Raw genomic sequence first — 26,439 nt, 5'->3', positions numbered from 1 at the left:
ATCAACATGTGGCTACTGTAGCAAAAAGCGCGCAAGACCAGGAGGTATGGCTGTGATAGGGCGCACTTTACGCGCGCCCTAGAGGATTAACTCTGCCTGCTCGGCTTCCAGATCCCCGGTTCGAGTTGGGATCCCAGCTCCGGGTAGTGGTTGATGTCAAAGGTGGGCAGCTTGCCGAGTGAACGCTGGTGGTTGTAATCCTTGGCCAATTTGAAGGCCACGTCGGACAGTAACAAGATAGCGGTCAGATTGGTGATCGCCATCAGCGCCATCGAGATGTCGGCCATTTTCCACACCGTGGATAATTCTGCCATAGAGCCAAACATCACCATCCCCAAGGCAAAGCAGCGGAAAATCGTCAGCTTGGTCGGATGGTGGTGCTTAAGGAAGATCAGGTTGTTCTCGGCATAGGCATAATTGGCAATGATAGAGGTAAAGGCAAACAGGAAAACGGCAATCGCGACAAAGGGCGCGCCCCAGGAGCCGACGGCGCTGGCCATGGCCCGCTGGGTCAGATCGATGCCGCTGATGTCGGACGGGGGATTATCCAGTGCACCAGAGGCCAAGATTATCGCCGCCGTTGCGCTACAGATGACGATGGTATCGACAAATGCGCCAAGCATCTGCACATAGCCCTGTGAGGCAGGGTGTGGCGGATAAGGGGTAGCGGAAGCGGCCACATTGGGAGCCGAGCCCATCCCGCCTTCGTTAGAAAACAGCCCGCGTTGTATACCCTGAGTCATGGCCTGGGAGATCCCTTAGCCGAGGGTACCGGCAGCGACTTCCTGCACGCCAAAAGCGCTTTTGAAGATCAACGCCAGGATGGCTGGCATATGCTCAATATTCAGGCCGATGATCCACAGCGCCAGCAGGAGGTAAGCCAAGGCCATAAACGGTACGATTTTTTCTGCGACCCGGGCGATGGCGCGGATACCGCCAAAGATCACCATGGCGCTCAGCACCACCAACACTATGCCGACGTACATGGGGTCGATGTTAAAGGCCACGGAACTGGCCAGGGCGATGGAGTTGGCCTGTACCGCATTGAACACCAGGCCGAATGCGATCAGCAGGAAAATGGAGAACATCACGCCCATCCAGCGCATACCCAAGCCTTTTTCCATATAGTAGGCCGGGCCACCACGGTAGTGGCCGTTATCGTCTTTGGTTTTGTAGAGCTGCGCCAGGGTACTCTCAATGAAAGAGGTCGCCATGCCGATAAACGCGATCGCCCACATCCAGAAGATGGCGCCGGGGCCGCCAGCCGTAAGCGCTATCGCCACGCCGGTAAGGTTGTTGGTGCCGACACGAGCGGCTAATGAAGTGCATAGTGCCTGGAAGGATGAAATGCCCGCACCGTCGCTTTTGGTGCTGTTCTTCAGCACGGAAAACATATGGTTGAAGTGACGAATTTGAATAAAGCGGGTACGTAAGGTGAAGTAGATGCCGGCCCCCAACAGCAAATAGATCAGTACTGAACTCCACAGGATGTTATTGATAAAGTTAATCAGATCCGTCACATGTTTCTCCTTGTTAAGATTACTGCTGCTCTGGTTCTTCGACCTTGGTTCGGAAAACTTGAGTCAGTTATCTACAAGAACTTGGCTAAAATCATCCCATTGACGGGAATTACAGCCTTCTTCTGGATTTTTGCGGTGAATAAAAAAGTTGGCGGGAATTTAACATAATTTTCAGGGGGGACTGCGCGTTAATGCCGTGGCATTGCTTCGGTAATTGCGAATTATCGGTGCGTAACCGGTTGCTCGCACAAGGATAAAACAACCGCCGCCAGCGCGTGATTTTCCTGCCTTGCGCCGGGCTACGTGCATGTTATTATCAGGACAAGGCATGGTTGAACGATGCCAAAAGTTCATGCACAAACGATGAGATAATGCCAACATGACCGATAAATTAACGTCCCTACGCCAGCTGACTACGGTAGTTGCGGATACGGGTGATATCGCTGCAATGAAGCTATATCAACCGCAAGATGCCACCACCAACCCTTCGCTGATCCTCAATGCAGCGCAAATTCCTGAATACCGCAAACTGATCGATGAAGCCATTGCGTGGGCTCGCGAGCAGAGCAGCGATAGCGATCAGCAGGTTGCCGATGCCGCAGACAAGCTGGCCGTCAACATTGGTCTGGAGATCCTGAAACTGGTCCCGGGCCGCATTTCCACCGAAGTAGACGCGCGTCTGTCTTATGATACCGAAGCCAGCGTTGCCAAAGCCAAGCGCCTGATCAAACTGTATAACGAAGCGGGCATCAGCAACGATCGCATCCTGATCAAACTGGCCTCCACCTGGCAGGGCATCCGTGCGGCCGAGCGCCTGGAAAAAGAAGGCATCAACTGTAACCTGACGCTGCTGTTCTCCTTCGCTCAGGCACGTGCCTGCGCCGAAGCTGGCGTGTACCTGATCTCGCCGTTCGTTGGCCGTATCCTTGACTGGTACAAAGCCAATGGCGACAAGAAAGAGTTTGCCCCGAACGAAGATCCGGGCGTGGTTTCAGTGTCTGAAATTTATCAGTATTACAAGCAGCACGGCTATGAAACCGTGGTGATGGGCGCCAGCTTCCGTAACGTGGGTGAAATCATCGAACTGGCGGGCTGCGATCGTCTGACCATTGCCCCTGCACTGCTGAAAGAGCTGGCGGAGAGCGAAGGCGCACTGGAGCGTAAACTGTCTTATACCGGCGAAGTGAAAGCGCGTCCGGCACCGCTGACCGAGCCTGAGTTCTACTGGCAGCACAACCAGGATCCAATGGCGGTTGAGAAACTGACCGACGGTATCCGCAAGTTTGCCGTAGACCAGGGCAAGCTGGAAAAAATGATCGCCGACTTGCTGTAATTACGAAAAGTCGTGCAGAAGGTGGCCTCGGCCACCTTTTTTTATACCTGAATATCCACCTCATCGGGCAAACCCCCTATACTCCCGTCATTCATCTCCCTTCGGTAATCGGGGCATAAGACAGAGGTAAAACATGGATACATTACGCATTGGTTTGGTTTCTATTTCGGACCGCGCTTCAGGGGGCGTTTATCAGGATAAAGGGATCCCGGCGCTGGAAGAGTGGCTGGGCAGCGCTTTGGCAACGCCGTTCACCCTGGAAACCCGGCTGATCCCTGACGAGCAGACGCTGATTGAGCATACGTTGTGTGAGCTGGTTGATGAAATGGGCTGCCATCTGGTGTTGACTACCGGCGGCACCGGGCCGTCCCGGCGTGACGTTACTCCCGACGCTACGCTGGCGATTGCCGATCGGGTAATGCCGGGTTTTGGCGAGCAAATGCGCCAAATCAGCCTACACTATGTGCCAACGGCAATTCTTTCACGCCAGGTTGGCGCGATCCGTAAACAGGCGTTGATCATCAATCTGCCGGGGCAACCCAAATCGATTAAAGAAACGCTGGAAGGGGTGAAGGACGAGGCAGGCAAGGTGGTAGTGCACGGTATTTTTGCCAGCGTGCCTTATTGCATCCAACTGCTCGAAGGCCCTTATGTAGAGACTCACGAGGCCGTGGTAGCAGCATTTCGTCCCAAGAATGCGCGGCGCGAGATAAATCTCTAAATTTCAGCAATCTGCGGGATAACCTTCAGCGCATCTGGTGTGAAATTATTTTGCCGTTATAGTAAGAAACTTTTTACAGTCAGCCGTTATGCTTTCTGTGTCTTTCCTGTTTCCTCTAACGGTATCTTATGCATCACGATAATAATCGCCGGCTCAACCGGCAAGATTATAAAACTCTGACGTTGGCTGCCCTGGGCGGTGCGTTGGAGTTTTATGACTTCATCATTTTTGTTTTCTTTGCCGCGGTAATGGGCGATCTGTTCTTCCCGGCGGATATGCCTGAGTGGCTGCGTCAGGTGCAGACCTTCGGTATCTTTGCGGCGGGCTATCTGGCTCGGCCATTGGGCGGCATTATCATGGCGCACTTCGGCGATCTGGTGGGCCGTAAAAAGATGTTCAGCCTGAGCATCCTGCTCATGGCGTTACCGACGTTGGCGATGGGGATGCTGCCCACCTATGCCAATATCGGCATCGCCGCACCGTTGCTGCTGCTGTTGATGCGGGTTATGCAAGGCGCGGCGATCGGTGGTGAAGTCCCTGGTGCCTGGGTGTTTGTGGCGGAGCATGTGCCGCGCAAACGCGTTGGTTTTGCCTGTGGCACGCTCACTGCTGGCCTGACGGCCGGTATCCTGCTCGGCTCGCTGGTGGCCACCGTTATCAATACCACGCTCAGCCAACAGGCTATTCATGACGGTGGCTGGCGTATCCCGTTCTTCCTGGGGGGCATCTTTGGTCTGTTCGCCATGTATCTGCGCCGTTGGTTGCAGGAAACGCCAATCTTTATCGAGATGCAGGCGCGTAAGGCGCTGGCAGAAGAGCTGCCGCTGAAATCGGTGGTGATGAATCACCGTAGAGAGATCGCGGTCTCGATGTTGCTGACCTGGTTGTTGTCGGCAGGCATTGTGGTGGTGATCCTGATGACGCCAACCTACCTGCAAAAACAGTTTGGCATAGCCCCGGCGTTGTCACTGCAGGCCAACAGCATCGCGATCGTCATGCTGTTTGCGGGCTGTATCGTCTCTGGTTCGGCGGCAGATCGCTTTGGTGCCAGCAAAACCTTTATCGTCGGCAGTTTGCTGTTGGCGGGGTGCAGTTGGCTGTTCTATCAGTCGGTGGCAACCCATCCAGAAATGCTGTTTGCCACCTACGCATTGGTTGGCTTCAGCGTGGGGATCGTCGGCGCGGTGCCTTACGTCCTGGTGCGGGCTTTTCCGGCGGAAGTGCGATTTAGCGGGATTTCGTTCTCCTACAATGTGGCATACGCGATTTTTGGTGGTTTAACCCCGGTATTTGTCACGCTGATCATGAAGTTAACCCCGTTAGCGCCCGCTTACTATATGCTGGCGTTATCGACGCTCGGCCTGCTGCTGGGGATCTACCTGCGTCGCGACCTGAACAGTGAAAAGCCACTCTTGAACTAAGGGATTTTCGCCCAATAAAAAACCCTGCGAGTGAACACCGCAGGGTTTTTTTATAATCACGTTAGTACGGATTTATGCAGTAACAGCGGCAGGCGTGGCCTGCTGAACTTTCACCGGGCCGATTGGCAGAACGGTGCGGCCCAACTGTTCGTTGATCACCTCAGCCATTGCCAGATAGATCGCGCTGGCACCACAGATAATGCCTTCGTAACCGGCGAACGTCAGGATCGCGTGGTTACCGGTGATGTTGCCGACGGCCAGCAGTGCGAACAGCACGGTCAGGCTGGCAAACACGAACTGCAACCCACGGTTGGTGCGCAGCGTGCCGAAGAACATGAACAGGGTGAAGACGCCCCACAGTGCAAGGTAGATGCCGAGGACGTTCGCGTCGGTCGGTTCTGCCAGGCCCATGCGTGGCAGCAGCAGGATGCCTACCAGGCTCAGCCAGAAGCAGCCGTAAGAGGTGAAGGCGGTCAAGCCGAAGGTGTTGCCTTTCTTGAACTCAAGAATACCGGCAAAAATCTGAGCCATGCCACCGAAGAAAATCCCCATACTGATGATGACGGAAGTCAGTGGGAAAAAGCCCGCGTTGTGCAGGTTCAGCAAGACGGTAGTCATCCCGAAGCCCATCAGACCCAGGGGGCCGGGATTTGCCAACTTGTTGGAGTGCATATGTCCTCTGCGATAACAGAATTGTAACGAAAATGGATAGGTAATTTAATAATTGGTCTGAATGGCCGAAAAACCCATAACTTCCATCAGAGCGCGCGGCATCATAATGATCCCCACGTCAGGAAACAATGATCTGGCTGCGGATAAAAACGAAATTTTTTTTGCCCTGCCCCTTGATGCTGGTGTGGATGGCCCCATCTTATTGGCAACCGCAGTTGCTGACCGCGGGTAACACTGAGATGCCGGGCAGTTGAAAAGCAAAAAAACGCCCGCATATAGTTAGCAACCTGACCGATTATGAATTTATTAGTGGAGATGTTTAGATGGGCAAAATTATTGGTATCGACCTGGGTACAACCAACTCTTGTGTAGCAATTATGGATGGTGGCAAGGCGCGCGTGCTGGAGAATGCCGAAGGCGATCGCACCACTCCTTCAATCATCGCATATACCCAGGATGGTGAAATTCTGGTTGGCCAGCCTGCTAAGCGTCAGGCTGTTACCAACCCACAAAACACCCTGTTTGCGATCAAGCGCCTGATTGGCCGTCGCTTCCAGGATGAAGAAGCACAGCGTGACAAGGCTATCATGCCTTACAACATCGTCGCTGCCGATAACGGTGACGCCTGGCTGGAAGTGAAGGGCCAGAGAATGGCACCTCCGCAGATCTCTGCGGAAGTCCTGAAGAAAATGAAGAAAACGGCGGAAGATTACCTGGGTGAGCCGGTAACTGAAGCGGTTATCACCGTTCCTGCCTACTTCAACGATGCTCAGCGTCAGGCGACCAAAGATGCTGGCCGTATCGCAGGTCTGGAAGTGAAACGTATCATCAACGAACCGACTGCTGCGGCCCTGGCTTATGGCCTGGACAAAGAAGTGGGCAACCGTACCATCGCGGTTTATGACCTGGGTGGCGGTACTTTCGATATCTCAATCATTGAGATCGACGACGTTGACGGTGAAAAAACCTTCGAAGTTCTGGCGACCAACGGTGATACCCACCTGGGTGGTGAAGACTTCGACAGCCGCCTGATCAACTATCTGGTGGAAGAGTTCAAGAAAGAGCAGGGCATGGATCTGCGTAACGATCCGTTGGCGATGCAGCGTCTGAAAGAAGCCGCTGAAAAAGCCAAGATCGAGCTGTCTTCTGCTCAACAGACCGACGTCAACCTGCCGTACATCACTGCAGATGGCAGCGGTCCAAAACACATGAACATCAAAGTGACCCGTGCAAAACTCGAGTCGCTGGTAGAAGATCTGGTTGCTCGCTCTATCGAGCCGCTGAAAGTGGCACTGAAAGATGCAGGCCTGTCAGTTTCTGACATTCAGGACGTGATCCTGGTCGGTGGCCAGACCCGTATGCCTATGGTTCAGAAGAAAGTTGCTGACTTCTTCGGTAAAGAACCACGTAAAGACGTTAACCCGGACGAAGCGGTTGCCGTTGGTGCTGCGGTTCAGGGCGGTGTGTTGGCCGGTGATGTGAAAGACGTATTGCTGCTGGACGTTACCCCACTGTCACTGGGTATCGAAACCATGGGCAGCGTAATGACGCCGCTGATCACCAAAAACACCACTATCCCGACCAAGCACAGCCAGGTGTTCTCTACTGCCGAAGACAACCAGGCAGCGGTGACCATCCATGTGCTGCAGGGTGAGCGTAAACGCGCCAATGACAACAAGTCACTGGGCCAGTTCAACCTGGACGGCATCCAGCCGGCACCACGCGGTATGGCACAGATCGAAGTGACCTTCGATATCGATGCCGACGGTATTCTGCACGTGTCTGCGAAAGACAAGAACACCGGCCGTGAGCAGAAGATCACCATCAAGGCTTCTTCTGGTCTGAACGAAAAAGAAATCCAGAAAATGGTGCGCGATGCCGAAGTGAACGCTGAAGCTGACCGTAAGTTCGAAGAACTGGTGCAAACTCGTAACCAGGCGGATCACCTGATCCACGGTACCCGTAAGCAGTTGGAAGAAGCGGGCGAGCAATTGCCAGCTGAAGACAAAACCGCTATCGAGAGCGCGCTGAAAGATCTGGAAGCGGCGGTGAAAGGCGAAGATAAAGCCGAAATCGAAGCGAAAACCCAGGCTCTGGTGCAGGTTTCCGGCAAGCTGATGGAAATGGCCCAGGCTCAAGCGCAGCAGGCACAGGGTGCTGATGCCGGTGCAGACAACGCGGCGCAGAAAGACGACGACGTGGTTGACGCCGAGTTTGAAGAAGTTAAAGACAAAAAATAATCGCCCTTAAGCGGGCACGGTGCGGCCACAGGCCGTAACCGGAAACCAGCACGGGCGTCGAGGCAACTCTACGCCCGTGCACGCATGTTAAGGGTAAGAGAAATAATGGCGAAGAGAGATTATTACGAGGTGCTCGGCGTTGCCAAGACGGCAGACGAGCGCGAAATCAAAAAGGCGTATAAGCGCCTGGCGATGAAGTATCACCCTGATCGTAATCAGGAAAAAGACGCCGAAAGCCAGTTTAAAGAGGTCAAGGAAGCCTACGAGATCCTGACCGACGATCAAAAACGTGCTGCCTACGATCAATACGGCCATGCGGCCTTTGAGCAAGGTGGTATGGGCGGTGGTGGTGGCTTTGGTGGCGGCGGTGCCGACTTCAGTGACATCTTTGGTGACGTGTTTGGCGATATCTTTGGCGGCGGACGCCGTCAACGTGCCAGCCGTGGATCCGATTTGCGTTACAACATGGATCTGACGCTCGAAGAAGCCGTGCGTGGCGTGACCAAAGAGATCCGTATTCCAACGCTGGAAGAGTGCGATGTCTGCCATGGCAACGGTGCCAAGCCGGGCAGTTCACCGGCAACCTGTCCGACCTGTCATGGTCAGGGCCAGGTGCAGATGCGCCAAGGGTTCTTCACCGTGCAGCAGGCTTGTCCGCACTGCCACGGGCGTGGTCAGATCATCAAGGATCCGTGCAACAAATGTCATGGCCACGGTCGCGTAGAGAAATCCAAAACCCTGTCGGTGAAAATCCCGGCGGGCGTAGATACTGGCGACCGCATCCGCTTGGCGGGTGAAGGTGAAGCTGGTGAACACGGTGCACCAGCAGGGGATCTGTACGTTCAGGTTCAGGTGAGTGCTCACCCGATCTTCGAGCGTGAAGGCAATAACCTCTATTGTGAAGTGCCGATCAACTTTGCTATGGCTGCCTTGGGTGGCGAGATTGAAGTGCCAACGCTGGATGGCCGCGTCAAGCTGAAAGTCCCGGCGGAAACTCAGACCGGTAAACTGTTCCGCATGCGTGGCAAAGGGGTGAAATCGGTACGGGGTGGCAGCCAGGGTGACCTGCTGTGCCGCGTGGTGGTAGAAACGCCGGTGAGTCTGAACGAGAAGCAGAAGCAGCTGCTCAAAGAGTTGGAAGAGAGTCTGGGTGGCCCTTCTGGGGATAAAAACAGCCCGCGTTCGAAAAGCTTCTTCGACGGCGTGAAAAAGTTTTTTGACGACCTGACTCGTTAATCAACTTTCTCTGCGCATCACTCCTCAAACCCCGGTTTAAGCAAACCGGGGTTTTTTTATCTTTGCTGTCTGAATGCCCCTATAAAAAGTGTGATATACAGCTCAAACAGATCGGTTTTATCGAGTTATTTTGCATTTATAAACTGATTTTTTCGAGGTGATTACTCGACTATACTCGTTTCATTGTCTGGAAACCGGGGCGCTTTGCCTCTTTATCTATGCCCTATGGATTTCGAGTTGCAGCTTGAAACACGACGGCATTTTGGAGCGACGTACTGTGACTACTATTATTCGTCAATTTCTGCGTCAAGAAGCCGCTGGCGGCATTATTCTGATCGCTGCTGCCGTGGTGGCTTTGATCATGGCCAATACCCCCGTACAGGGGCTGTATCAGGCCTTCCTCAATTTACCCGTGGCGGTCAGCATCGCCTCGCTGGAAATTGCCAAACCGCTGCTGCTGTGGATTAACGACGGTTTAATGGCCATCTTCTTCCTGGTGGTGGGGCTTGAAGTCAAACGTGAACTGCTGCAAGGTTCCCTGGCTGGGCGTGAGAAGGCCATCTTCCCGGCGATTGCCGCGTTAGGCGGCATGCTGGCTCCGGCGCTGATCTATCTGCTGTTCAACGGTGCCGATGAAGTGACCCGCCAGGGCTGGGCGATCCCGGCGGCAACGGATATTGCCTTTGCCTTGGGCGTGATGGCCTTGCTGGGCAACCGGGTGCCGACCAGCCTGAAGGTATTCCTGCTGGCCTTGGCGATTATCGATGACCTTGGGGTCATTATCATTATCGCGTTGTTCTATACCCATCAGGTCTCGATGGTGGCGCTGGGCGTTGCGGCTGCGGCGATCGTGGTATTGGCGCTAATGAACTGGCGGGGAGTGGGTAAGACCTCGCTGTATATGATGGTCGGATTGGTGCTGTGGGTAGCGATCCTCAAGTCAGGCGTTCACGCTACGCTTGCGGGGGTGATTGTGGGCTTCATGATCCCGCTGAATGCCAAGAGTGAGCCTTCACCCTCTGAAACCTTGGAACATGAGCTGCACCCTTGGGTCGCCTTCCTGATCCTGCCGCTGTTTGCCTTTGCCAACGCGGGTGTATCGTTGCAAGGGGTGTCCTTGAGCGGGTTGACTTCACTGTTGCCGCTGGGGATTGCTGCCGGGCTGTTTATCGGCAAGCCGCTGGGGATTTTCGTCTTCTGCTGGCTGGCGGTGAAGCTGGGGATTGCCCGCTTGCCGCAGGATATCGGCTTTAAACAGGTGTTTGCCGTGGCCGTGCTCTGTGGTATTGGTTTCACCATGTCGATTTTTATTGCCTCATTGGCCTTCGCCGATGCGGATGTGGCTCTCAGTACCTATGCCAAATTAGGCATACTATTGGGATCGACCAGTGCTGCGGTAGTGGGTTACGGCCTGCTGCGTTTGAGCTTGCCTCGCAGCCGATGACCTTTGTATTTACCCCTCGTTACTGAAGGGCTATTACAATAGTAGAGGTAGCGTGGCTTTGTCAGCCACGCTGCACTTGGGATTAAAGATAACTTTGCGTTGTCCGAAATTAACGATAGGGAGTTTGTCGCTCATCACGGCAGACCGTTTGCCGATGAGAAACCTAAGGAGAGAACGTTTTGAGAATGTCTCATATCAACTTTAACCATCTGTATTACTTCTGGCAGGTGTGCAAGGAGGGGTCGGTCGTGGGAGCGGCAGAAGCCCTGTTCCTCACGCCGCAGACCATCACCGGCCAAATCAAGGCACTGGAAGAACGGCTCAACGGTAAGCTGTTCAAACGCCAGGGGCGTGGGCTGGTCCCCTCCGAGCTAGGCCAACTGGTGTTCCGCTATGCCGACAAGATGTTTATGCTCAGCCAGGAAATGCTGGATATCGTCAACTACCGCAAGGAGTCCAACCTGCTGTTTGACGTGGGCGTAGCGGATGCGCTATCCAAACGTCTGGTCAGCCAGGTCTTGGAAACGGCGGTGGTGGTGGACAACGAGCAAATCCACCTGCGCTGTTTTGAATCAACCCATGAGATGCTGTTGGAGCAACTGAGCCAGCATAAGCTGGATATGATCCTGTCGGATTGCCCGGTTGACTCTAGCCAGCAGGAAGGTTTGTTTTCGCTTAAGCTGGGCGAGTGTGGGGTCAGTTTCTTCTGTCGTCAGCCGATACCCGACTTACCGTTCCCTGCCTGTCTGGAACAGCGCCGCTTGCTGATCCCGGGAAGGCGTTCAATGCTGGGGCGCAAGCTGCTCAACTGGTTCAACACGCAAGGTATCAAGGTCGAAATACTGGGGGAGTTTGACGATGCGGCCCTGATGAAGGCTTTCGGCCTGTACCACAATGCGATCTTCGTGGCGCCAACGCTGTATGCGCTGGATACCTATAGCGATGATGACGTGGTGGAGATCGGGCGTGTCGATAGCGTGCAGGAAGAGTATTACATCATTTTTGCCGAGCGAATGATCCAGCACCCGGCGGTACAGCGGGTATGCAACAAGGACTTCTCGGCGCTGTTTGCGCTGTAGGCTTGAACGTCAGGCGTAAAAAAACCGGCCGAGGCCGGTTTTTTTAACAAGCACACAACGTAATGCTTATTGCATTGCGTTGATACGCGCCGTCAGGTTTGACTTATGACGCGCTGCTTTGTTTTTGTGGATCAGGCCTTTAGCTGCCTGGCGATCCACAAGTGGTTGCATTACGAGGAATGCGTTTTGTGCTGCGTCTTTGTCGCCAGCTGCGATAGCTGCGTCAACCTTCTTAATGAAGGTACGCACCATTGAGCGACGGCTAGCGTTATGCTTGCGACGTTTCTCAGACTGTATGGCGCGTTTCTTAGCTGATTTGATATTAGCCAAGGTCCAACTCCCAAATATATATATTGAGGACAATTCAAAGGCCGAGGAATATGCCCTTTTAGCCTTCGTTTGTCAATGGATTTGTGCAAATAAGCGCCGTTTGTACGGGCGGCACTTGCTACGTTGTGATGGCGCAGGATTTTACCAGCTTCAGCCATGGGAATACAGTGTTTCACGAGAAAAATCGCCATGTGATTTGCATCACAGTCTGCAAGCTGTTGGTCCTGGTGGGTTATCCCCCGTCTTTCAAGCGTCGGCCAGAAGCCAAGCTCGCTATCAGCGCGCTAATATAGCACGCATTGGGCCAGATAAACGGTGGTTAAGGCGATTATCCTCCGGTATGGTATGACTATTACATCAAAGGAACCAATCGCGGGTTAACCTTGACCGCTGTACAAGGTATAATCCGCCGATTTCCACTGTGTTGGGCCAGCTATGCAGCTAATTCGCGGCATCCATAATATCCGGGCACGCCACCGTGGCTGTGTGCTCACCATCGGCAACTTTGACGGCGTCCATCGCGGTCACAAGGCGCTGTTGGGGCAGTTGAAGCAGGAAGGGCGACGCCTGGGGTTACCCGTCATTGTCATGATCTTTGAGCCACAGCCGCTGGAACTGTTTGCCGCGGACAAGGCTCCGGCCCGCCTCACGCGTTTGCGTGACAAAGCCAAATACCTGGCGCAGGCCGGGGTTGATTACCTGTTATGCGTCAAGTTTGATCCCCGCTTTGCCGCCCATACCGCTCAGGCATTCGTTGCCGAGCTGCTGGTCGAAAAGCTGGGGGTAAAATTCCTGATGGTGGGGGATGATTTCCGCTTTGGTGCTGGTCGCCAGGGGGACTTCCCGCTGTTAGAGCTTGCCGGGCAAGAGTTCGGCTTTGAGGTGGTCAGCACGCCAAGCTTCCGTGAAGGCGACCTGCGCATCAGCAGCACCGCTATCCGCAATGCGCTGCGTGATGATGATTTGCCGCTGGCAGAAACCCTGCTGGGGCATCCTTACAGTATTTCCGGGCGCGTAGTGCATGGCGATGAACTGGGGAGAACCATTGGTTTCCCCACCGCCAACCTGCCGCTCAAACGCCTGGTTGCCCCGGTGAAAGGGGTATATGCCGTCGATGTTTATGGCCTGGGCCCCGAGCCTTTGCCTGGCGTGGCCAATATCGGCACCCGCCCTACGGTGGCAGGCGTACGTCAGCAGTTGGAAGTGCATCTGCTGGACGTAACCATGGATCTTTACGGGCGCCACTTGGATGTGGTGCTGCGCGCAAAATTGCGCAATGAACAGCGTTTTGCTTCGCTCGATGCGCTAAAGCAGCAAATCGCCAATGATGTGGTGACGGCCCGGACGTTCTTCGGGCTACAGACACCGGCTTAATCTACGAACCGAAACGAGATCGAGAATCTAATGAGTGACTACAAGAATACCCTGAACTTGCCGGAAACAGGGTTCCCGATGCGTGGCGATCTCGCCAAGCGTGAACCTGGCATGCTCGCACGTTGGTATGAACAGGATCTGTACGGGATCATTCGTGCCGCCAAAAAGGGCAAGAAATCCTTCATTCTGCATGACGGCCCTCCGTATGCGAATGGCAGCATTCACATTGGTCACTCGGTAAACAAGATCCTCAAAGACATTATTATCAAGTCAAAAGGGATGGCTGGCTTTGATTCGCCTTATGTTCCTGGCTGGGACTGTCACGGTCTGCCTATCGAACTGAAGGTTGAGCAACTGTATGGCAAACCGGGTGAGAAACTGACACCGGCAGAGTTCCGCCAGAAATGTCGTGAATATGCCGCCGAGCAGGTAGAAGGCCAGAAGAAAGACTTTATCCGTCTGGGGGTGCTGGGTGACTGGGATCATCCGTACCTGACCATGAATTTTAAAACCGAAGCCAACATCATCCGTGCGTTGGGCAAGATCATCAGCAATGGTCATCTGCTCAAAGGCGCCAAGCCGGTGCACTGGTGCACGGACTGTGGTTCTTCCCTGGCGGAAGCGGAAGTTGAATATTACGACAAAACCTCGCCATCCATCGACGTCGCGTTCCACGCGGTTGATGCGGCGGCTGTGGCCAGCAAATTTGGCGTAACCCGCGTTAATGGCCCTGTGTCACTGGTGATCTGGACGACCACACCGTGGACGCTGCCTGCCAACCGTGCGATCTCGCTGAATGCAGAGTTCGCCTACCATCTGGTCCAGGTTGAAGGCCAGTGCCTGATCCTGGCAGCGGACCTGGTAGAAAGCGTGATGAAACGTGCAGGCATCAGCCATTGGGAAGTGCTGGGTAGCTGCAAGGGCAGCGATCTGGAACTGATGCGCTTTACCCATCCGTTTATGGGCTTTGACGTGCCAGCGATCCTAGGCGATCACGTTACGCTGGATGCCGGTACCGGTGCCGTACATACCGCTCCTGGCCACGGCCCGGATGACTTCGTGATCGGCCAGAAATACGGCCTGGAAGTCGCCAACCCGGTTGGCCCGAACGGCTGCTACCTGACCGGCACCTATCCAACGCTGGACGGCAAGTTCGTGTTCAAGGCCAACGATCTGATCGTTGAGCTGCTGCGTGAAAAGGGTGCTCTGCTGCACGTGGAAAAACTGCAACACAGCTACCCGTGCTGCTGGCGCCACAAAACGCCGATCATCTTCCGTGCCACGCCGCAATGGTTTATCAGCATGGATCAAAAGGGTCTGCGCAAGCAGTCGCTGGAAGAGATCAAAGGCGTGCAATGGATCCCGGATTGGGGCCAGGCGCGTATCGAAACCATGGTTGCTAACCGCCCAGACTGGTGTATCTCACGCCAGCGTACCTGGGGCGTCCCAATGTCCCTGTTCGTACATAAAGACACCGAGCAGCTTCACCCACGCAGCGTAGAGCTGATGGAAGAAGTGGCCAAGCGTGTTGAGCAAGACGGGATCCAGGCCTGGTGGGATCTGGACGCTGCCGATATCCTCGGTGCCGAAGCGGCCGATTATGTGAAAGTGCCAGATACGCTGGACGTCTGGTTCGACTCGGGTTCAACCCATTCTTCCGTGGTTGACGTGCGTCCAGAATTCAACGGCCACTCTGCCGACATGTATCTGGAAGGTTCCGACCAACATCGTGGCTGGTTCATGTCATCGCTGATGATTTCAACCGCCATGAAGGGTAAAGCGCCTTACAAAGAAGTGCTGACCCACGGCTTTACCGTCGATGGTCAGGGCCGCAAAATGTCCAAATCAATCGGCAACACCGTCAGCCCGCAGGACGTGATGAACAAGCTGGGTGGCGACATTCTGCGCCTGTGGGTCGCCTCTACCGATTACACCGGCGAGATTGCGGTTTCCGACGAAATCCTCAAGCGTGCTGCCGATTCTTATCGCCGCATCCGTAATACCGCGCGTTTCCTGCTGGCCAACCTGAACGGGTTTGATCCAAGCACTGACTGCGTGGCACCGGAAGAGATGGTGGTACTGGATCGCTGGGCCGTAGGTCGTGCAATGGCCGCGCAGCAGGATATCGAGCAGGCCTATGCCAACTACGATTTCCACGAAGTGGTGCAGCGCCTGATGCAGTTCTGCTCGGTAGAAATGGGGTCCTTCTATCTGGACATCATTAAAGACCGTCAGTACACCGCGAAAAGCGACAGCGTTGCCCGTCGCAGCTGCCAGACCGCTCTGTTCCACATTGCGGAAGCGCTGGTACGTTGGATGGCGCCGATCATGTCGTTTACCGCCGATGAAATCTGGGCCTTCCTGCCAGGTGAGCGCCCGCAGTACGTGTTTACCGAAGAGTGGTACGACGGTCTGTTCGGGCTGGCGGCAGGCGAAGGCATGAACGATGCGTTCTGGGCCGATCTGCTGAAAGTGCGTGGTGAAGTGAACAAGGTGCTGGAGCAGGCACGTGCGGACAAGCACATTGGCGGTTCGTTGGAGGCGGCGGTTACGCTGTACGCCGATAGCGATCTGGCAGCACGTCTGAACAGCCTGCAGGACGAACTGCGCTTTGTGTTGCTGACTTCATCGGCCAGCGTAGCACCGTTTGCAGATGCTCCTGCCGATGCGCAGCAAAGCGAACTGTTGAAAGGGCTGAAAATTGCATTCAGCAAAGCGGATGGTGAGAAGTGCCCGCGCTGCTGGCATTACACCACCGATGTCGGCCAGGTGGCGGAGCACGCAGAACTCTGCGGCCGCTGTGTGACCAACGTAGCCGGTGACGGCGAAAAACGTAACTTTGCCTGAGATCAAGCGCCTGATGAGTAGACCGATAAGTTCGACCGGCTTGCGCTGGCTATGGCTGGTAGTGGTGGTGCTGGCGCTGGATTTTTTCAGCAAACAGTGGATCCTGAGTAACTTCGTGCTGGGCCAGACCCAGCCGTTGTTCCCGTCTATCAACCTGTACTACGCCCGTAACTACGGTGCGGCGTTCAGTTTCCTGGCGGATCACGGTGGCTGGCAGCGCTGGTTCTTTGCCGGTATTGCGGTCGCCATCGTGGTGGTGCTGCTGGTGATGATGTATCGCAGCAGTGCCCAGCAGAAGCTGAACAATATCGCCTATGCCTTTATTATCGGCGGTGCGCTCGGCAACCTGTTTGATCGTCTGTGGCATGGCTTTGTGGTCGATTTCATCGACTTTTATATCGGCAACTGGCATTACCCGACCTTCAATCTGGCGGACAGCTTTATCTGCGTCGGTGCCGCCATGATCGTGCTGGAAGGGTTCTTGCCGGCGAAGAAAAGCGTCAACAGCGAAGGTAAGTGATATGACGGCTCAGGTTAACGGCAACAGCGCAGTGCTGGTGCATTTCACGCTGAAACTGGCAGATGGAACGACCGCGGAATCAACCCAGGGTAACGGCAAACCAGCGCTGTTCCGCCTGGGTGATGGCAGCCTGTCTGCTCCGCTGGAACAGCAGCTGATCGGCCTGCGGGCAGGGGACAAATGTGCGTTTACCCTGCAACCGGAAGCCGCGTTCGGTGCGGAGAACCCGGATCTGATCCAGTTCTTCTCACGCCGCGATTTTAACGAAACCGGCGTGCCGGATGTTGGCACCATCATGCTGTTTACCGCCATCGACGGCAGTGAAATGCCTGGTGTGGTGCGTGAAGTGGCGGAAGATTCGATCACCGTTGATTTCAACCATCCGTTGGCGGGGCATCCGGTGACCTTCGATATCGAAGTGCTGGAGATCGACCCGCAGCAGGAGGAAGCGCATGCAAATATTGCTGGCTAACCCGCGTGGCTTCTGCGCCGGGGTCGATCGTGCGATCAGCATCGTAGAACGTGCGCTGGAGATTTATGGTGCGCCGATTTACGTGCGTCACGAAGTGGTGCATAACCGCTATGTGGTCGAAAGCCTGCGCGAGCGTGGTGCGGTATTTATCGAAGAGATCGCGGAAGTGCCGGACGGCTCGATCCTGATCTTCTCTGCCCACGGCGTGTCGCAGGCTGTTCGGGCCGAAGCTAAGGCCCGCGATCTGACCATGCTGTTTGATGCCACCTGCCCATTGGTGACCAAGGTGCATATGGAAGTGGCTCGGGCCAGCCGTAAGGGCACCGAAGCGATCCTGATTGGCCATGCCGGGCATCCGGAAGTGGAAGGCACCATGGGCCAGTACAGTAACCCTGAGGGGGGCATGTACCTGGTTGAGTCGCCGGAAGATGTCTGGCAATTGCAGGTGAAGAACGAGCATAACCTGTGCTTTATGACCCAGACGACCTTATCGGTGGATGATACCTCCGATGTGATCGATGCGTTGCGTAAGCGCTTCCCGGATATTATCGGGCCGCGCAAGGACGATATCTGCTATGCCACCACCAACCGTCAGGAAGCGGTGCGCAGCTTGGCTGGTGATGCCGACGTGGTGCTGGTGGTGGGGTCGAAGAACTCGTCCAACTCCAACCGCCTGGCGGAACTTGCCCAGCGTGTGGGTAAACCAGCCTATCTGATCGACTCGGCGGCGGACATTCAGGAATCCTGGTTGAAAGACGCCAGCAACATTGGCGTCACCGCCGGAGCCTCTGCGCCGGACGTGCTGGTTCAGGACGTCATCAGCCGCTTGAAAGCATTGGGCGGCAAAGACGTGCAGGAGCTCAGCGGCCGCGAAGAGAACATCGTGTTTGAAGTACCGAAAGAACTGCGCATGGATATCAAGCAGATCGACTGATCGTTGCCAATATCATTAAGTAACGGGAAGCCTTGGCTTCCCGTTTTGCGTTTTAACTCGCTGTAATTAATCGTGTAACAGGTGGGAGCCATACAGAACGCCGACACGCCGTAAACCCGTCTCTGGGGGCTAGAATCGCGCATCCATGCGCTAAACGGTCGGCTAACCTGTATGTCTCCCACCTGCCTTAGGCTTTATGTATTGCAGTATTAAGCTCGTCCTTTAGCGTGCAGAATGAGCAAAAATCGACTTTATCGCCATTCATCGTAATGCATAAATAGTGCATGATTATGTAGCACCAGACGGTTGACGCTAATCGGGTAATTGTTAATCAATTGACAGCGTTACTGATAACATACCGGGCATATCATAATTTTCTAATCCGTAAGCAAATCCTCTGGTAGTGATAGGGTAGGGAAGTTACCCTGAACCCATAGCCGAGGAGTGGCTTTTGACCATAAAAGAGAGCGAAGTATGACTGATTCACAAATCCGCATCGCGATTGCGGGTTCCGGTGGCCGCATGGGGCGCCAATTGATCCAGGCCGTGCAGCAGGCACAGGGCGTAGTATTGGGGGCGGCACTGGAGCGCCTGGGTTCTAGCCTGGTTGACACAGATGCCGGTGAGCTGGCTGGCGTTGGTGCATTGGGTGTCACCGTCAGCGATAACCTGGAAAAGGTTGTCAACGATTTCGATATCCTGATCGACTTCACCCGCCCGGAAGGCACCCTGGCCCATCTGGCGTTTTGCGTGGCCCACGGCAAAGCCATGGTGATCGGCACCACCGGTTTTGATGATGCAGGTAAAGCGGCGATCCAGGCCGCGGCACAGCAGATTGGCATCGTGTTTGCCGCCAACTTCAGCGTGGGCGTCAACGTGGTGCTCAAGTTGCTGGAAAAAGCGGCCAAGGTAATGGGCGATTATACCGATATCGAAATTGTGGAAGCTCACCACCGCCACAAGGTAGATGCTCCTTCAGGAACGGCGTTAGCTATGGGCGAGGCGATTGCCGGTGCCTTGGGACGCGATCTGAAAGAGTGCGCGGTTTACGAGCGCGTGGGCTATACCGGCGAGCGCGATCCAAAGAGCATCGGCTTTGCCACCATTCGTGCCGGGGATATTGTGGGTGAACATACCGCCATGTTTGCCGATATTGGCGAGCGGGTAGAAATCACCCATAAAGCCTCAAGCCGGATGACGTTTGCCAATGGCGCGGTGCGTGCCGCGTCATGGATATCAAACCAGCATAATGGGCTGTTTGATATGCGTGATGTGCTCGGTTTAGACCAGTTATAATTTTAATGAACACCATAGTGATGTGGTTGTGTTGATCATAATGATATGATAATCGGACAATAATTTTATTGTCCTTTTTTTTAACATTGAAAATGATGGTTAATATCATTTTTAATAATGTAGCTATTGTTTTTATATGTTATCTAGTCTTATTCCTGTTTTTTCCGTCATCTTTATTGCTCCCTACGCAGATTTAAGCTGTTTTAAGCCATTTTTTCTGTCACTGTGTCTCGCAACCGTTTACCCGGTCAAGTTTGCTGGTGTTTTTGTGCCTGTGACCCCCTTTAAACCCTGAAGGCTGCAAAAATAATGAAAAAAATGGCGCTTTATCTAGACAAGCGGGACGCTCATCATTAAAATGCGCCCAATTTGCCAAAAATTGGCCTTGAGGGCGGTTTTTGCATTGATTTAGGGCGTGAAATCTGAATTAATATGCAAATATTGTGATTGATTATTCCTCGGAGGGTGTTTTGATTAAGTCAGCGCTATTGGTTCTGGAAGACGGAACCCAATTCCACGGTCGGGCCATCGGGGCAGAAGGTACGGCAGTGGGGGAAGTGGTCTTCAATACCTCGATGACCGGTTATCAAGAAATCCTCACTGATCCTTCCTACTCCCGCCAGATCGTTACTCTTACTTATCCTCATATCGGCAATGTCGGCACCAATGATTCCGACGCAGAATCCTCCGCTGTTCATGCTCAAGGCCTTGTCATCCGCGACCTGCCCCTGATTGCCAGCAACTACCGCAACGAAATGGGCCTGGCCGATTACCTCAAGCGTCACAATATTGTGGCGATTGCCGATATCGATACCCGCAAGCTGACTCGTCTGCTGCGTGAGAAAGGCGCACAGAATGGCTGCATCATCGCGGGCGACCTCACCGATGCCGATCTGGCGCTGCAAAAAGCCAAGGCTTTCCCTGGCCTGAAAGGCATGGACCTGGCAAAAGAGGTCACCACCAAAGAAGCTTACGCCTGGCAACAGGGGAGCTGGACGCTGGAAGGCGATTTGCCGGAGGCTAAACCTGCGGGCGAACTGCCTTACCATGTAGTGGCCTACGATTACGGCGCCAAGCGTAATATCCTGCGTATGCTGGTGGATCGCGGCTGCCGCCTCACTGTGGTGCCAGCGCAAACCCCTGCGGAAGACGTACTGAAAATGAATCCGGACGGCATCTTCCTGTCCAACGGCCCTGGTGACCCGGAGCCTTGCGATTACGCCATCACCGCGATCAAACGTTTCCTGGAAACCGATATCCCGGTATTTGGTATCTGCCTGGGCCACCAACTGTTGGCGCTGGCCAGCGGTGCCAAAACCATAAAGATGAAGCTTGGCCACCACGGCGGTAACCACCCGGTGAAGGATCTGGATAACAATACCGTGATGATCACCGCGCAGAACCACGGCTTTGCCGTCGATGAAAATAATCTGCCGAACACATTGCGGGTCACGCATAAGTCCCTGTTCGACCACACGGTGCAGGGCATCCATCGTACCGATAAAGCCGCGTTCAGCTTCCAGGGCCACCCAGAAGCCAGCCCAGGCCCGCACGATGCCGCGCCGCTGTTCGATCACTTTATCGAACTGATTGAGACTTACCGTACCAACGCCAAATAATCAGGAGCCAGAAAAGCCATGCCAAAACGTACAGATATAAAAAGCATCCTGATCCTCGGCGCTGGCCCGATCGTTATCGGCCAGGCGTGTGAATTTGACTACTCTGGTGCCCAGGCGTGTAAGGCGCTGCGTGAAGAAGGTTATCGCGTCGTACTGGTCAACTCGAACCCGGCCACCATCATGACCGACCCGGAAATGGCCGATGCCACCTACATCGAGCCGATCCACTGGGAAGTGGTGCGTAAAATCATCGAGAAAGAGCGCCCGGATGCGGTGCTGCCAACCATGGGTGGGCAAACCGCGCTGAACTGTGCGTTGGAGTTGGAACGTCAGGGCGTACTGGCCGAGTTTGGTGTCACCATGATCGGCGCTACCGCCGATGCCATCGACAAAGCCGAAGACCGCCGCCGTTTCGATATCGCCATGAAGAAAATTGGCCTGGACACGGCGCGTTCCGGCATTGCCCATAATATGGAAGAAGCGTTGGCGGTGGCCGCTGATGTGGGCTTCCCATGCATTATCCGCCCGTCATTCACCATGGGCGGTACCGGTGGCGGCATCGCCTATAACCGCGAAGAGTTCGAAGAGATCTGCGAGCGCGGTCTGGATCTGTCCCCGACCAAAGAGCTGCTGATTGACGAATCGCTGATCGGCTGGAAAGAGTACGAGATGGAGGTGGTGCGCGATAAGAATGACAACTGCATCATCGTCTGCTCGATCGAAAACATCGATGCTATGGGTATCCATACCGGTGACTCCATCACGGTGGCTCCAGCGCAAACGCTGACCGACAAAGAATACCAAATCATGCGTAACGCCTCGATGGCGGTACTGCGTGAGATCGGAGTGGAAACCGGCGGCTCCAACGTGCAGTTCTCGGTGAACCCGAAAACTGGCCGCCTGATCGTGATTGAAATGAACCCACGCGTATCCCGTTCATCGGCGCTGGCCTCGAAAGCGACCGGCTTCCCGATTGCCAAGATCGCCGCCAAGCTGGCGGTGGGTTACACCCTCGATGAGCTGATGAATGACATCACCGGTGGCCGTACGCCAGCCTCCTTTGAGCCGTCCATCGACTATGTCGTCACCAAGATCCCGCGCTTCAACTTCGAGAAGTTTGCCGGTGCCAACGATCGCCTGACCACCCAGATGAAGTCGGTCGGCGAAGTGATGGCGATTGGCCGCACTCAGCAGGAGTCATTGCAGAAAGCGCTGCGCGGCCTGGAAGTGGGCGCGACCGGGTTCGATCCGAAAGTGAGCCTGGACGATCCGGAAGCCTTGACCAAGATCCGCCGTGAGCTGAAGGATGCGGGTTCCGATCGCATTTGGTATATCGCCGATGCTTTCCGCGCCGGTCTGTCCGTCGATGGCGTGTTCAACCTGACCAATATCGACCGCTGGTTCCTGGTGCAGATTGAAGAGCTGGTGCGTCTGGAAGAGCAGGTTGCCGAAGCGGGCATCAACGGCCTGAACGCTGATTTCCTGCGTACGCTCAAGCGTAAAGGCTTTGCCGATGCGCGCCTGGCCAAGCTGGCTGGCGTTGCGGAAAGCGAAATCCGCAAGCTGCGCCACAGCTTCAACATGCACCCGGTCTATAAGCGTGTGGACACCTGTGCGGCAGAGTTTGCGACCGACACCGCCTACATGTATTCCACCTATGAAGACGAGTGTGAATCCAACCCGACCAACGATCGTCCGAAAATCATGATCCTGGGCGGTGGCCCGAACCGTATCGGCCAGGGCATCGAGTTCGACTATTGCTGCGTACACGCCTCGCTGGCGCTGCGCGAAGACGGCTACGAGACCATCATGGTCAACTGTAACCCGGAAACCGTCTCTACCGACTACGACACCTCGGATCGCTTGTACTTCGAACCGGTGACGCTGGAAGACGTGCTGGAAATCGTCCGTATCGAGAAGCCAAAAGGCGTGATCGTGCAGTATGGCGGGCAAACCCCGTTGAAACTGGCGCGTGAGTTGGAAGCGGCAGGCGTGCCGATTATTGGCACCAGCCCTGATGCGATTGACCGTGCCGAAGACCGTGAACGTTTCCAGCAGGCGGTTAACCGCTTGGGCCTGAAGCAACCGGCCAACGCCACCGTGGCAACCATCGAGCAGGCGGTTGAGAAAGCGGCCGGCATCGGTTATCCGCTGGTGGTGCGCCCATCCTACGTGCTGGGTGGCCGTGCGATGGAGATCGTCTACGACGACATCGACCTGCGTCGTTACTTCCAGAACGCGGTCAGCGTATCCAACGATGCGCCAGTGCTGCTGGACCGCTTCCTGGACGACGCGGTAGAAGTGGATGTGGATGCTATCTGTGACGGCGAGCGCGTGCTGATCGGTGGCATCATGGAGCATATCGAACAGGCTGGCGTCCACTCCGGTGACTCCGCTTGTTCACTGCCAGCCTACACGCTGAGCAAAGAGATCCAGGACGTGATGCGCCAGCAGGTAGAAAAACTGGCGTTTGAGCTGCAGGTTCGTGGTCTGATGAACGTGCAGTTTGCGGTGAAGAACAACGAAGTCTACCTGATCGAAGTGAACCCACGTGCCGCACGTACCGTGCCGTTCGTTTCCAAGGCTACCGGCGTAGCGTTGGCAAAAGTGGCGGCGCGCGTGATGGCCGGTAAATCACTGGCCGAACAGGGCGTGACTGAAGAGGTCATCCCGCCGTACTACTCGGTCAAGGAAGTGGTGCTGCCGTTCAACAAGTTCCCAGGCGTTGACCCGATCCTCGGGCCAGAAATGCGCTCGACCGGTGAAGTGATGGGCGTTGGCCGTACCTTCGCCGAAGCCTTCTCCAAGGCGATGTTGGGCAGTAACTCCGGCATGAAGAAAGGCCGTGCGCTGCTGTCAGTTCGCAGTGGGGACAAGGCTCGCGTGGTGGATTTGGCTGCCAGCCTGCTCAAGCAGGGCTTTGAACTGGATGCTACCCACGGCACCGCAGTGGTGCTGGGCGAAGCGGGGATTAACCCACGCCTGGTCAACAAGGTGCATGAAGGGCGTCCGCACATTCAGGACCGCATCAAGAACGGCGAATACACCTACATCGTGAATACCACTGCGGGGCGTCAGGCGATTGAAGACTCCAAGCTGATCCGCCGCAGTGCGCTGCAGTATAAAGTGCACTACGACACCACGATGAACGGCGGCTTTGCTACCTCGATGGCGATGAAGGCCGATCCAACCGAGCAGGTCACGTCGGTACAGGAACTGCACGCACGTATCACCAAGTAAGTTAATAACTTGGCTACCACTGAGGCGCTGCTTTTGCAGCGCCTTTTTTATTGCTGGAGCAACCCAAAAGTGATGATTTGCGGCTTGTGCTGATTTTTCGGGCGTACGTCATATTTTTGTGATGATAAATTTGATATCCCATTATCTTTATCTATTTTTAATGATGATTACTGTTATTTTCTGTTGTAAAACGGGCCTGTTCAATAAGGTGTCATCATGCTAAACAAACACGAGAATATCCTGCAGATCACCCATCTTAGCCAGGAGGGGATTGCTCAACTGGCTCCTTCATTCAACACGCTTCCCCACACTCAGCATGCGGATGGCAAGTACCGCCTGCGGCGTTATTCCGTCATGCGTTTTCAGGATGGAAAGGTGGTAGAGACGGGCAAACATGAGTTTGTACAATCTGAGGATATCAACCATTTTCAGGGCAATATTGTCCGCCAGTTTGAACCGCTCCTGGCCACGACCTGGCAAAATGAGGGGATGCGCGAAATGTGTGGGCTCTTTGTTGAAAGCAATGCTCTACCGAACAACCAGGAAATCGAGATCCACCAAATCCGCATTACCACCACCTATGATGAAACTCAGGTGGCACCAGAAGGCATCCATCGTGATGGTTTTGATCATATCGCGATAGTCGGTATCGACAGGCATAACATTGTCGGGGGGGATATCCTGCTCTATAACAGCAATCGCGAAGAGCCATTTTTCCGTAAGGTGTTGGAAAATGGCGAAGTTGCGATGATTGCTGATAGTAAGCTGTGGCATAACGCCTGCCCAATCCGTGCCGTCGTGACCGATAAAGAAGGGCATATGGATGTTTTTGTTCTGACAGCGAGGGTGGCATGAAATTTACGCCTGAACAAAGCCGGACGCAATTCAGCGCTCTGGGTCAGCTGTATCAAGGAAAAAGCGTGGTGTTCTTTGATGGTCCCGGTGGCTCACAGGTCCCGCGCACGGTGTTAGACAAGATGGTCGATTATTTGGGCCACCATAATGCCAACCTGGGGGGGCACTATTTTTCCAGCAAAGCCACTGAGCGAGTGATGTTACAAGCCAGAGAGTCCGTTCGGGCGTTCTTGAATGCCAGCTCGGCCGACAACATTGTCTTTGGCGCCAACATGACCTCACTGACTTTTCAGCTGAGCCGCGCTATCAGCCGGGATTGGCAAGCCGGGGATGAGGTGATCGTCACCGCTCTGGATCACTATGCGAACGTTTCGAGCTGGCAACAGGCCGCTGCCGATAAACAGATCGTTGTCCATCAGGTTCCTGTTAATACGCAGGATTGTACGTTAGACGTCGATAAACTTTGTGCGCTCATGAACGCCAGAACCCGGTTGGTGGCTGTCACCTATGCGTCAAATACCACAGGCTCGATCGTGGATATAAAGCGTATCGTCGAGGCGGCACACCAGGTTGGCGCTTTGGTGTATGTAGATGCAGTGCACTATGCTCCACACCGTCTTATTGATGTTCAGGCGTTGGGTTGCGACATACTCCTGTGTTCCGCGTATAAATTTTTTGGTCCACACGTCGGGATTGCCTATCTGGCTACGCCGTGGTTACAAACGTTACGTCCTTACAAGGTCGAACCGGCCACCGATCTTGGTCCTGGGCGTTTCGAAACGGGAACTCAGAGTTTTGAAGGGCTTGCGGGGGTGACTGCTGCGATCGAATATCTGGCTCAGTGGGGAGAACCCGGAGCGCCCTTGCGCCAGCGCTTGCAAGACAGCTTTAGCCAACTCAGCCAGCATGAAGAAGCGCTCAGCGCTTATTTCTTGGAAAAACTACGGCAAGTGAAGGGGGCGCGTTTGTACGGAATCGATCGGCCTGATGCTAATTGCCGAACACCGACTTTCGCCGTGACGTTTGAGCACGGGCTGCCTGAATCGGTTGCCAGAGCGCTGGGAGAGCACAATATTTGTGTCGGCAACGGGCATTTTTATGCGCTGGGGCTAATCCGCCAACTGGGTCTGGAGCAACGTGGCGGTGTCGTGCGGATCGGTTTGATGCATTACAACACTCGTCAGGAAATTGACCATTTGTTTGAGATTATCAACATGTTAAATCAATAATTACCGTAAGCCAGTGATGTCATATTGCCCCCATATCCTGATGATCAGGGGATGGGG

At 54.7% G+C, this 26,439-nt stretch carries 19 protein-coding genes and 1 pseudogene; 17 read left to right on the top strand and 3 right to left on the bottom strand.

Going from position 1 to position 26,439, the window contains the following annotated elements; all coding sequences use genetic code 11:
• Positions 1-86: 86 nt before the first annotated feature.
• A pseudogene (locus A6U95_RS04090) lies at positions 87-1,520 on the bottom strand (sodium:alanine symporter family protein).
• A gap of 379 nt (positions 1,521-1,899) precedes the next feature.
• On the opposite strand from A6U95_RS04090, the gene tal reads away from it, so the two are divergent.
• The 3 genes from tal (at position 1,900) to A6U95_RS04075 (ending at position 4,995) form a co-directional block, all read left to right on the top strand.
• Positions 1,900-2,853, top strand: a complete 954-nt coding sequence (tal, locus tag A6U95_RS04085) for a transaldolase (protein ID WP_065683570.1) — start codon at positions 1,900-1,902, stop codon at positions 2,851-2,853.
• 133 nt (positions 2,854-2,986) lie between these two features.
• Positions 2,987-3,574, top strand: a complete 588-nt coding sequence (mog, locus tag A6U95_RS04080) for a molybdopterin adenylyltransferase (RefSeq protein WP_024483581.1) — start codon at positions 2,987-2,989, stop codon at positions 3,572-3,574.
• A gap of 128 nt (positions 3,575-3,702) precedes the next feature.
• Positions 3,703-4,995 (top strand): MFS transporter, encoded by a 1,293-nt coding sequence (locus A6U95_RS04075; protein ID WP_065683569.1) that lies wholly within the window; start codon positions 3,703-3,705, stop codon positions 4,993-4,995.
• Positions 4,996-5,067: 72 nt separating this feature from the next.
• Here the strand turns inward: A6U95_RS04075 and satP are convergent, their stop codons facing one another.
• On the bottom strand, positions 5,068-5,667 hold the full coding sequence (gene satP / locus A6U95_RS04070) for an acetate uptake transporter (RefSeq protein ID WP_024527215.1): 600 nt from the start codon (positions 5,665-5,667) through the stop codon (positions 5,068-5,070).
• Between the two features lie 323 nt (positions 5,668-5,990).
• On the opposite strand from satP, the gene dnaK reads away from it, so the two are divergent.
• From dnaK to nhaR, 4 genes are all read left to right on the top strand, one after another.
• Positions 5,991-7,907 carry a molecular chaperone DnaK gene (gene dnaK / locus A6U95_RS04065; protein ID WP_065683568.1) on the top strand — a complete coding sequence of 639 codons (1,917 nt, stop codon included), beginning with the start codon at positions 5,991-5,993 and terminating at the stop codon, positions 7,905-7,907.
• A gap of 105 nt (positions 7,908-8,012) precedes the next feature.
• Positions 8,013-9,143, top strand: coding sequence for a molecular chaperone DnaJ (gene dnaJ / locus A6U95_RS04060; protein ID WP_024527213.1), 1,131 nt, complete (start codon positions 8,013-8,015; stop codon positions 9,141-9,143).
• Between the two features lie 277 nt (positions 9,144-9,420).
• Positions 9,421-10,587, top strand: a complete 1,167-nt coding sequence (gene nhaA / locus A6U95_RS04055; RefSeq protein ID WP_024527212.1) for a Na+/H+ antiporter NhaA — start codon at positions 9,421-9,423, stop codon at positions 10,585-10,587.
• A 179-nt stretch (positions 10,588-10,766) separates the two neighbouring features.
• Positions 10,767-11,666, top strand: a complete 900-nt coding sequence (gene nhaR / locus A6U95_RS04050) for a transcriptional activator NhaR (protein WP_021179255.1) — start codon at positions 10,767-10,769, stop codon at positions 11,664-11,666.
• A 66-nt stretch (positions 11,667-11,732) separates the two neighbouring features.
• On the opposite strand, the gene rpsT is transcribed toward nhaR, so the two are convergent.
• Positions 11,733-11,996, bottom strand: coding sequence for a 30S ribosomal protein S20 (gene rpsT, locus A6U95_RS04045; protein ID WP_024483576.1), 264 nt, complete (start codon positions 11,994-11,996; stop codon positions 11,733-11,735).
• A gap of 435 nt (positions 11,997-12,431) precedes the next feature.
• Between rpsT and ribF the strand changes: the two genes are divergently transcribed.
• The 10 genes from ribF (at position 12,432) to A6U95_RS03995 (ending at position 26,382) form a co-directional block, all read left to right on the top strand.
• A complete protein-coding gene (gene ribF, locus A6U95_RS04040; RefSeq protein WP_024483575.1) occupies positions 12,432-13,370 on the top strand; it encodes a bifunctional riboflavin kinase/FAD synthetase in 939 nt (312 codons plus the stop codon).
• Between the two features lie 30 nt (positions 13,371-13,400).
• The gene (gene ileS / locus A6U95_RS04035) at positions 13,401-16,217 is read left to right on the top strand and encodes an isoleucine--tRNA ligase (RefSeq protein ID WP_065683567.1); all 2,817 of its coding nucleotides are present in this window, start codon (positions 13,401-13,403) and stop codon (positions 16,215-16,217) included.
• A 13-nt stretch (positions 16,218-16,230) separates the two neighbouring features.
• Complete coding sequence (gene lspA / locus A6U95_RS04030) at positions 16,231-16,737, top strand: signal peptidase II (RefSeq protein ID WP_024527207.1); 507 nt, start codon at positions 16,231-16,233, stop codon at positions 16,735-16,737.
• A 1-nt stretch (position 16,738) separates the two neighbouring features.
• Entirely contained in the window at positions 16,739-17,209 is a 471-nt protein-coding gene (gene fkpB, locus A6U95_RS04025) for an FKBP-type peptidyl-prolyl cis-trans isomerase (RefSeq protein WP_024483572.1), read from the top strand.
• Positions 17,190-18,143 carry a 4-hydroxy-3-methylbut-2-enyl diphosphate reductase gene (gene ispH, locus A6U95_RS04020; RefSeq protein ID WP_024527206.1) on the top strand — a complete coding sequence of 318 codons (954 nt, stop codon included), beginning with the start codon at positions 17,190-17,192 and terminating at the stop codon, positions 18,141-18,143. Before fkpB ends, ispH begins: the two co-directional genes overlap by 20 nt.
• A 474-nt stretch (positions 18,144-18,617) precedes the next feature.
• A complete protein-coding gene (gene dapB / locus A6U95_RS04015) occupies positions 18,618-19,439 on the top strand; it encodes a 4-hydroxy-tetrahydrodipicolinate reductase (protein ID WP_065683566.1) in 822 nt (273 codons plus the stop codon).
• Positions 19,440-19,909: 470 nt separating this feature from the next.
• Positions 19,910-21,058 (top strand): glutamine-hydrolyzing carbamoyl-phosphate synthase small subunit, encoded by a 1,149-nt coding sequence (carA, locus tag A6U95_RS04010; protein WP_065683690.1) that lies wholly within the window; start codon positions 19,910-19,912, stop codon positions 21,056-21,058.
• A gap of 18 nt (positions 21,059-21,076) precedes the next feature.
• Positions 21,077-24,298, top strand: coding sequence for a carbamoyl-phosphate synthase large subunit (gene carB / locus A6U95_RS04005; protein WP_024527203.1), 3,222 nt, complete (start codon positions 21,077-21,079; stop codon positions 24,296-24,298).
• A 216-nt stretch (positions 24,299-24,514) separates the two neighbouring features.
• The gene (locus A6U95_RS04000; protein ID WP_065683565.1) at positions 24,515-25,153 is read left to right on the top strand and encodes a 2OG-Fe dioxygenase family protein; all 639 of its coding nucleotides are present in this window, start codon (positions 24,515-24,517) and stop codon (positions 25,151-25,153) included.
• Entirely contained in the window at positions 25,150-26,382 is a 1,233-nt protein-coding gene (locus A6U95_RS03995; protein ID WP_065683564.1) for a cysteine desulfurase-like protein, read from the top strand. Before A6U95_RS04000 ends, A6U95_RS03995 begins: the two co-directional genes overlap by 4 nt.
• Positions 26,383-26,439: the final 57 nt, after the last annotated feature.

Origin of the sequence: Serratia sp. 14-2641 (assembly GCF_001692375.1) — a bacterium.
In the GTDB taxonomy this organism is placed as follows: domain Bacteria; phylum Pseudomonadota; class Gammaproteobacteria; order Enterobacterales; family Enterobacteriaceae; genus Chania; species Chania fonticola_C.
The sequence above is the reverse complement of the archived record's forward strand: the minus strand, read 5'-3'. Positions and strand labels throughout refer to the sequence as shown.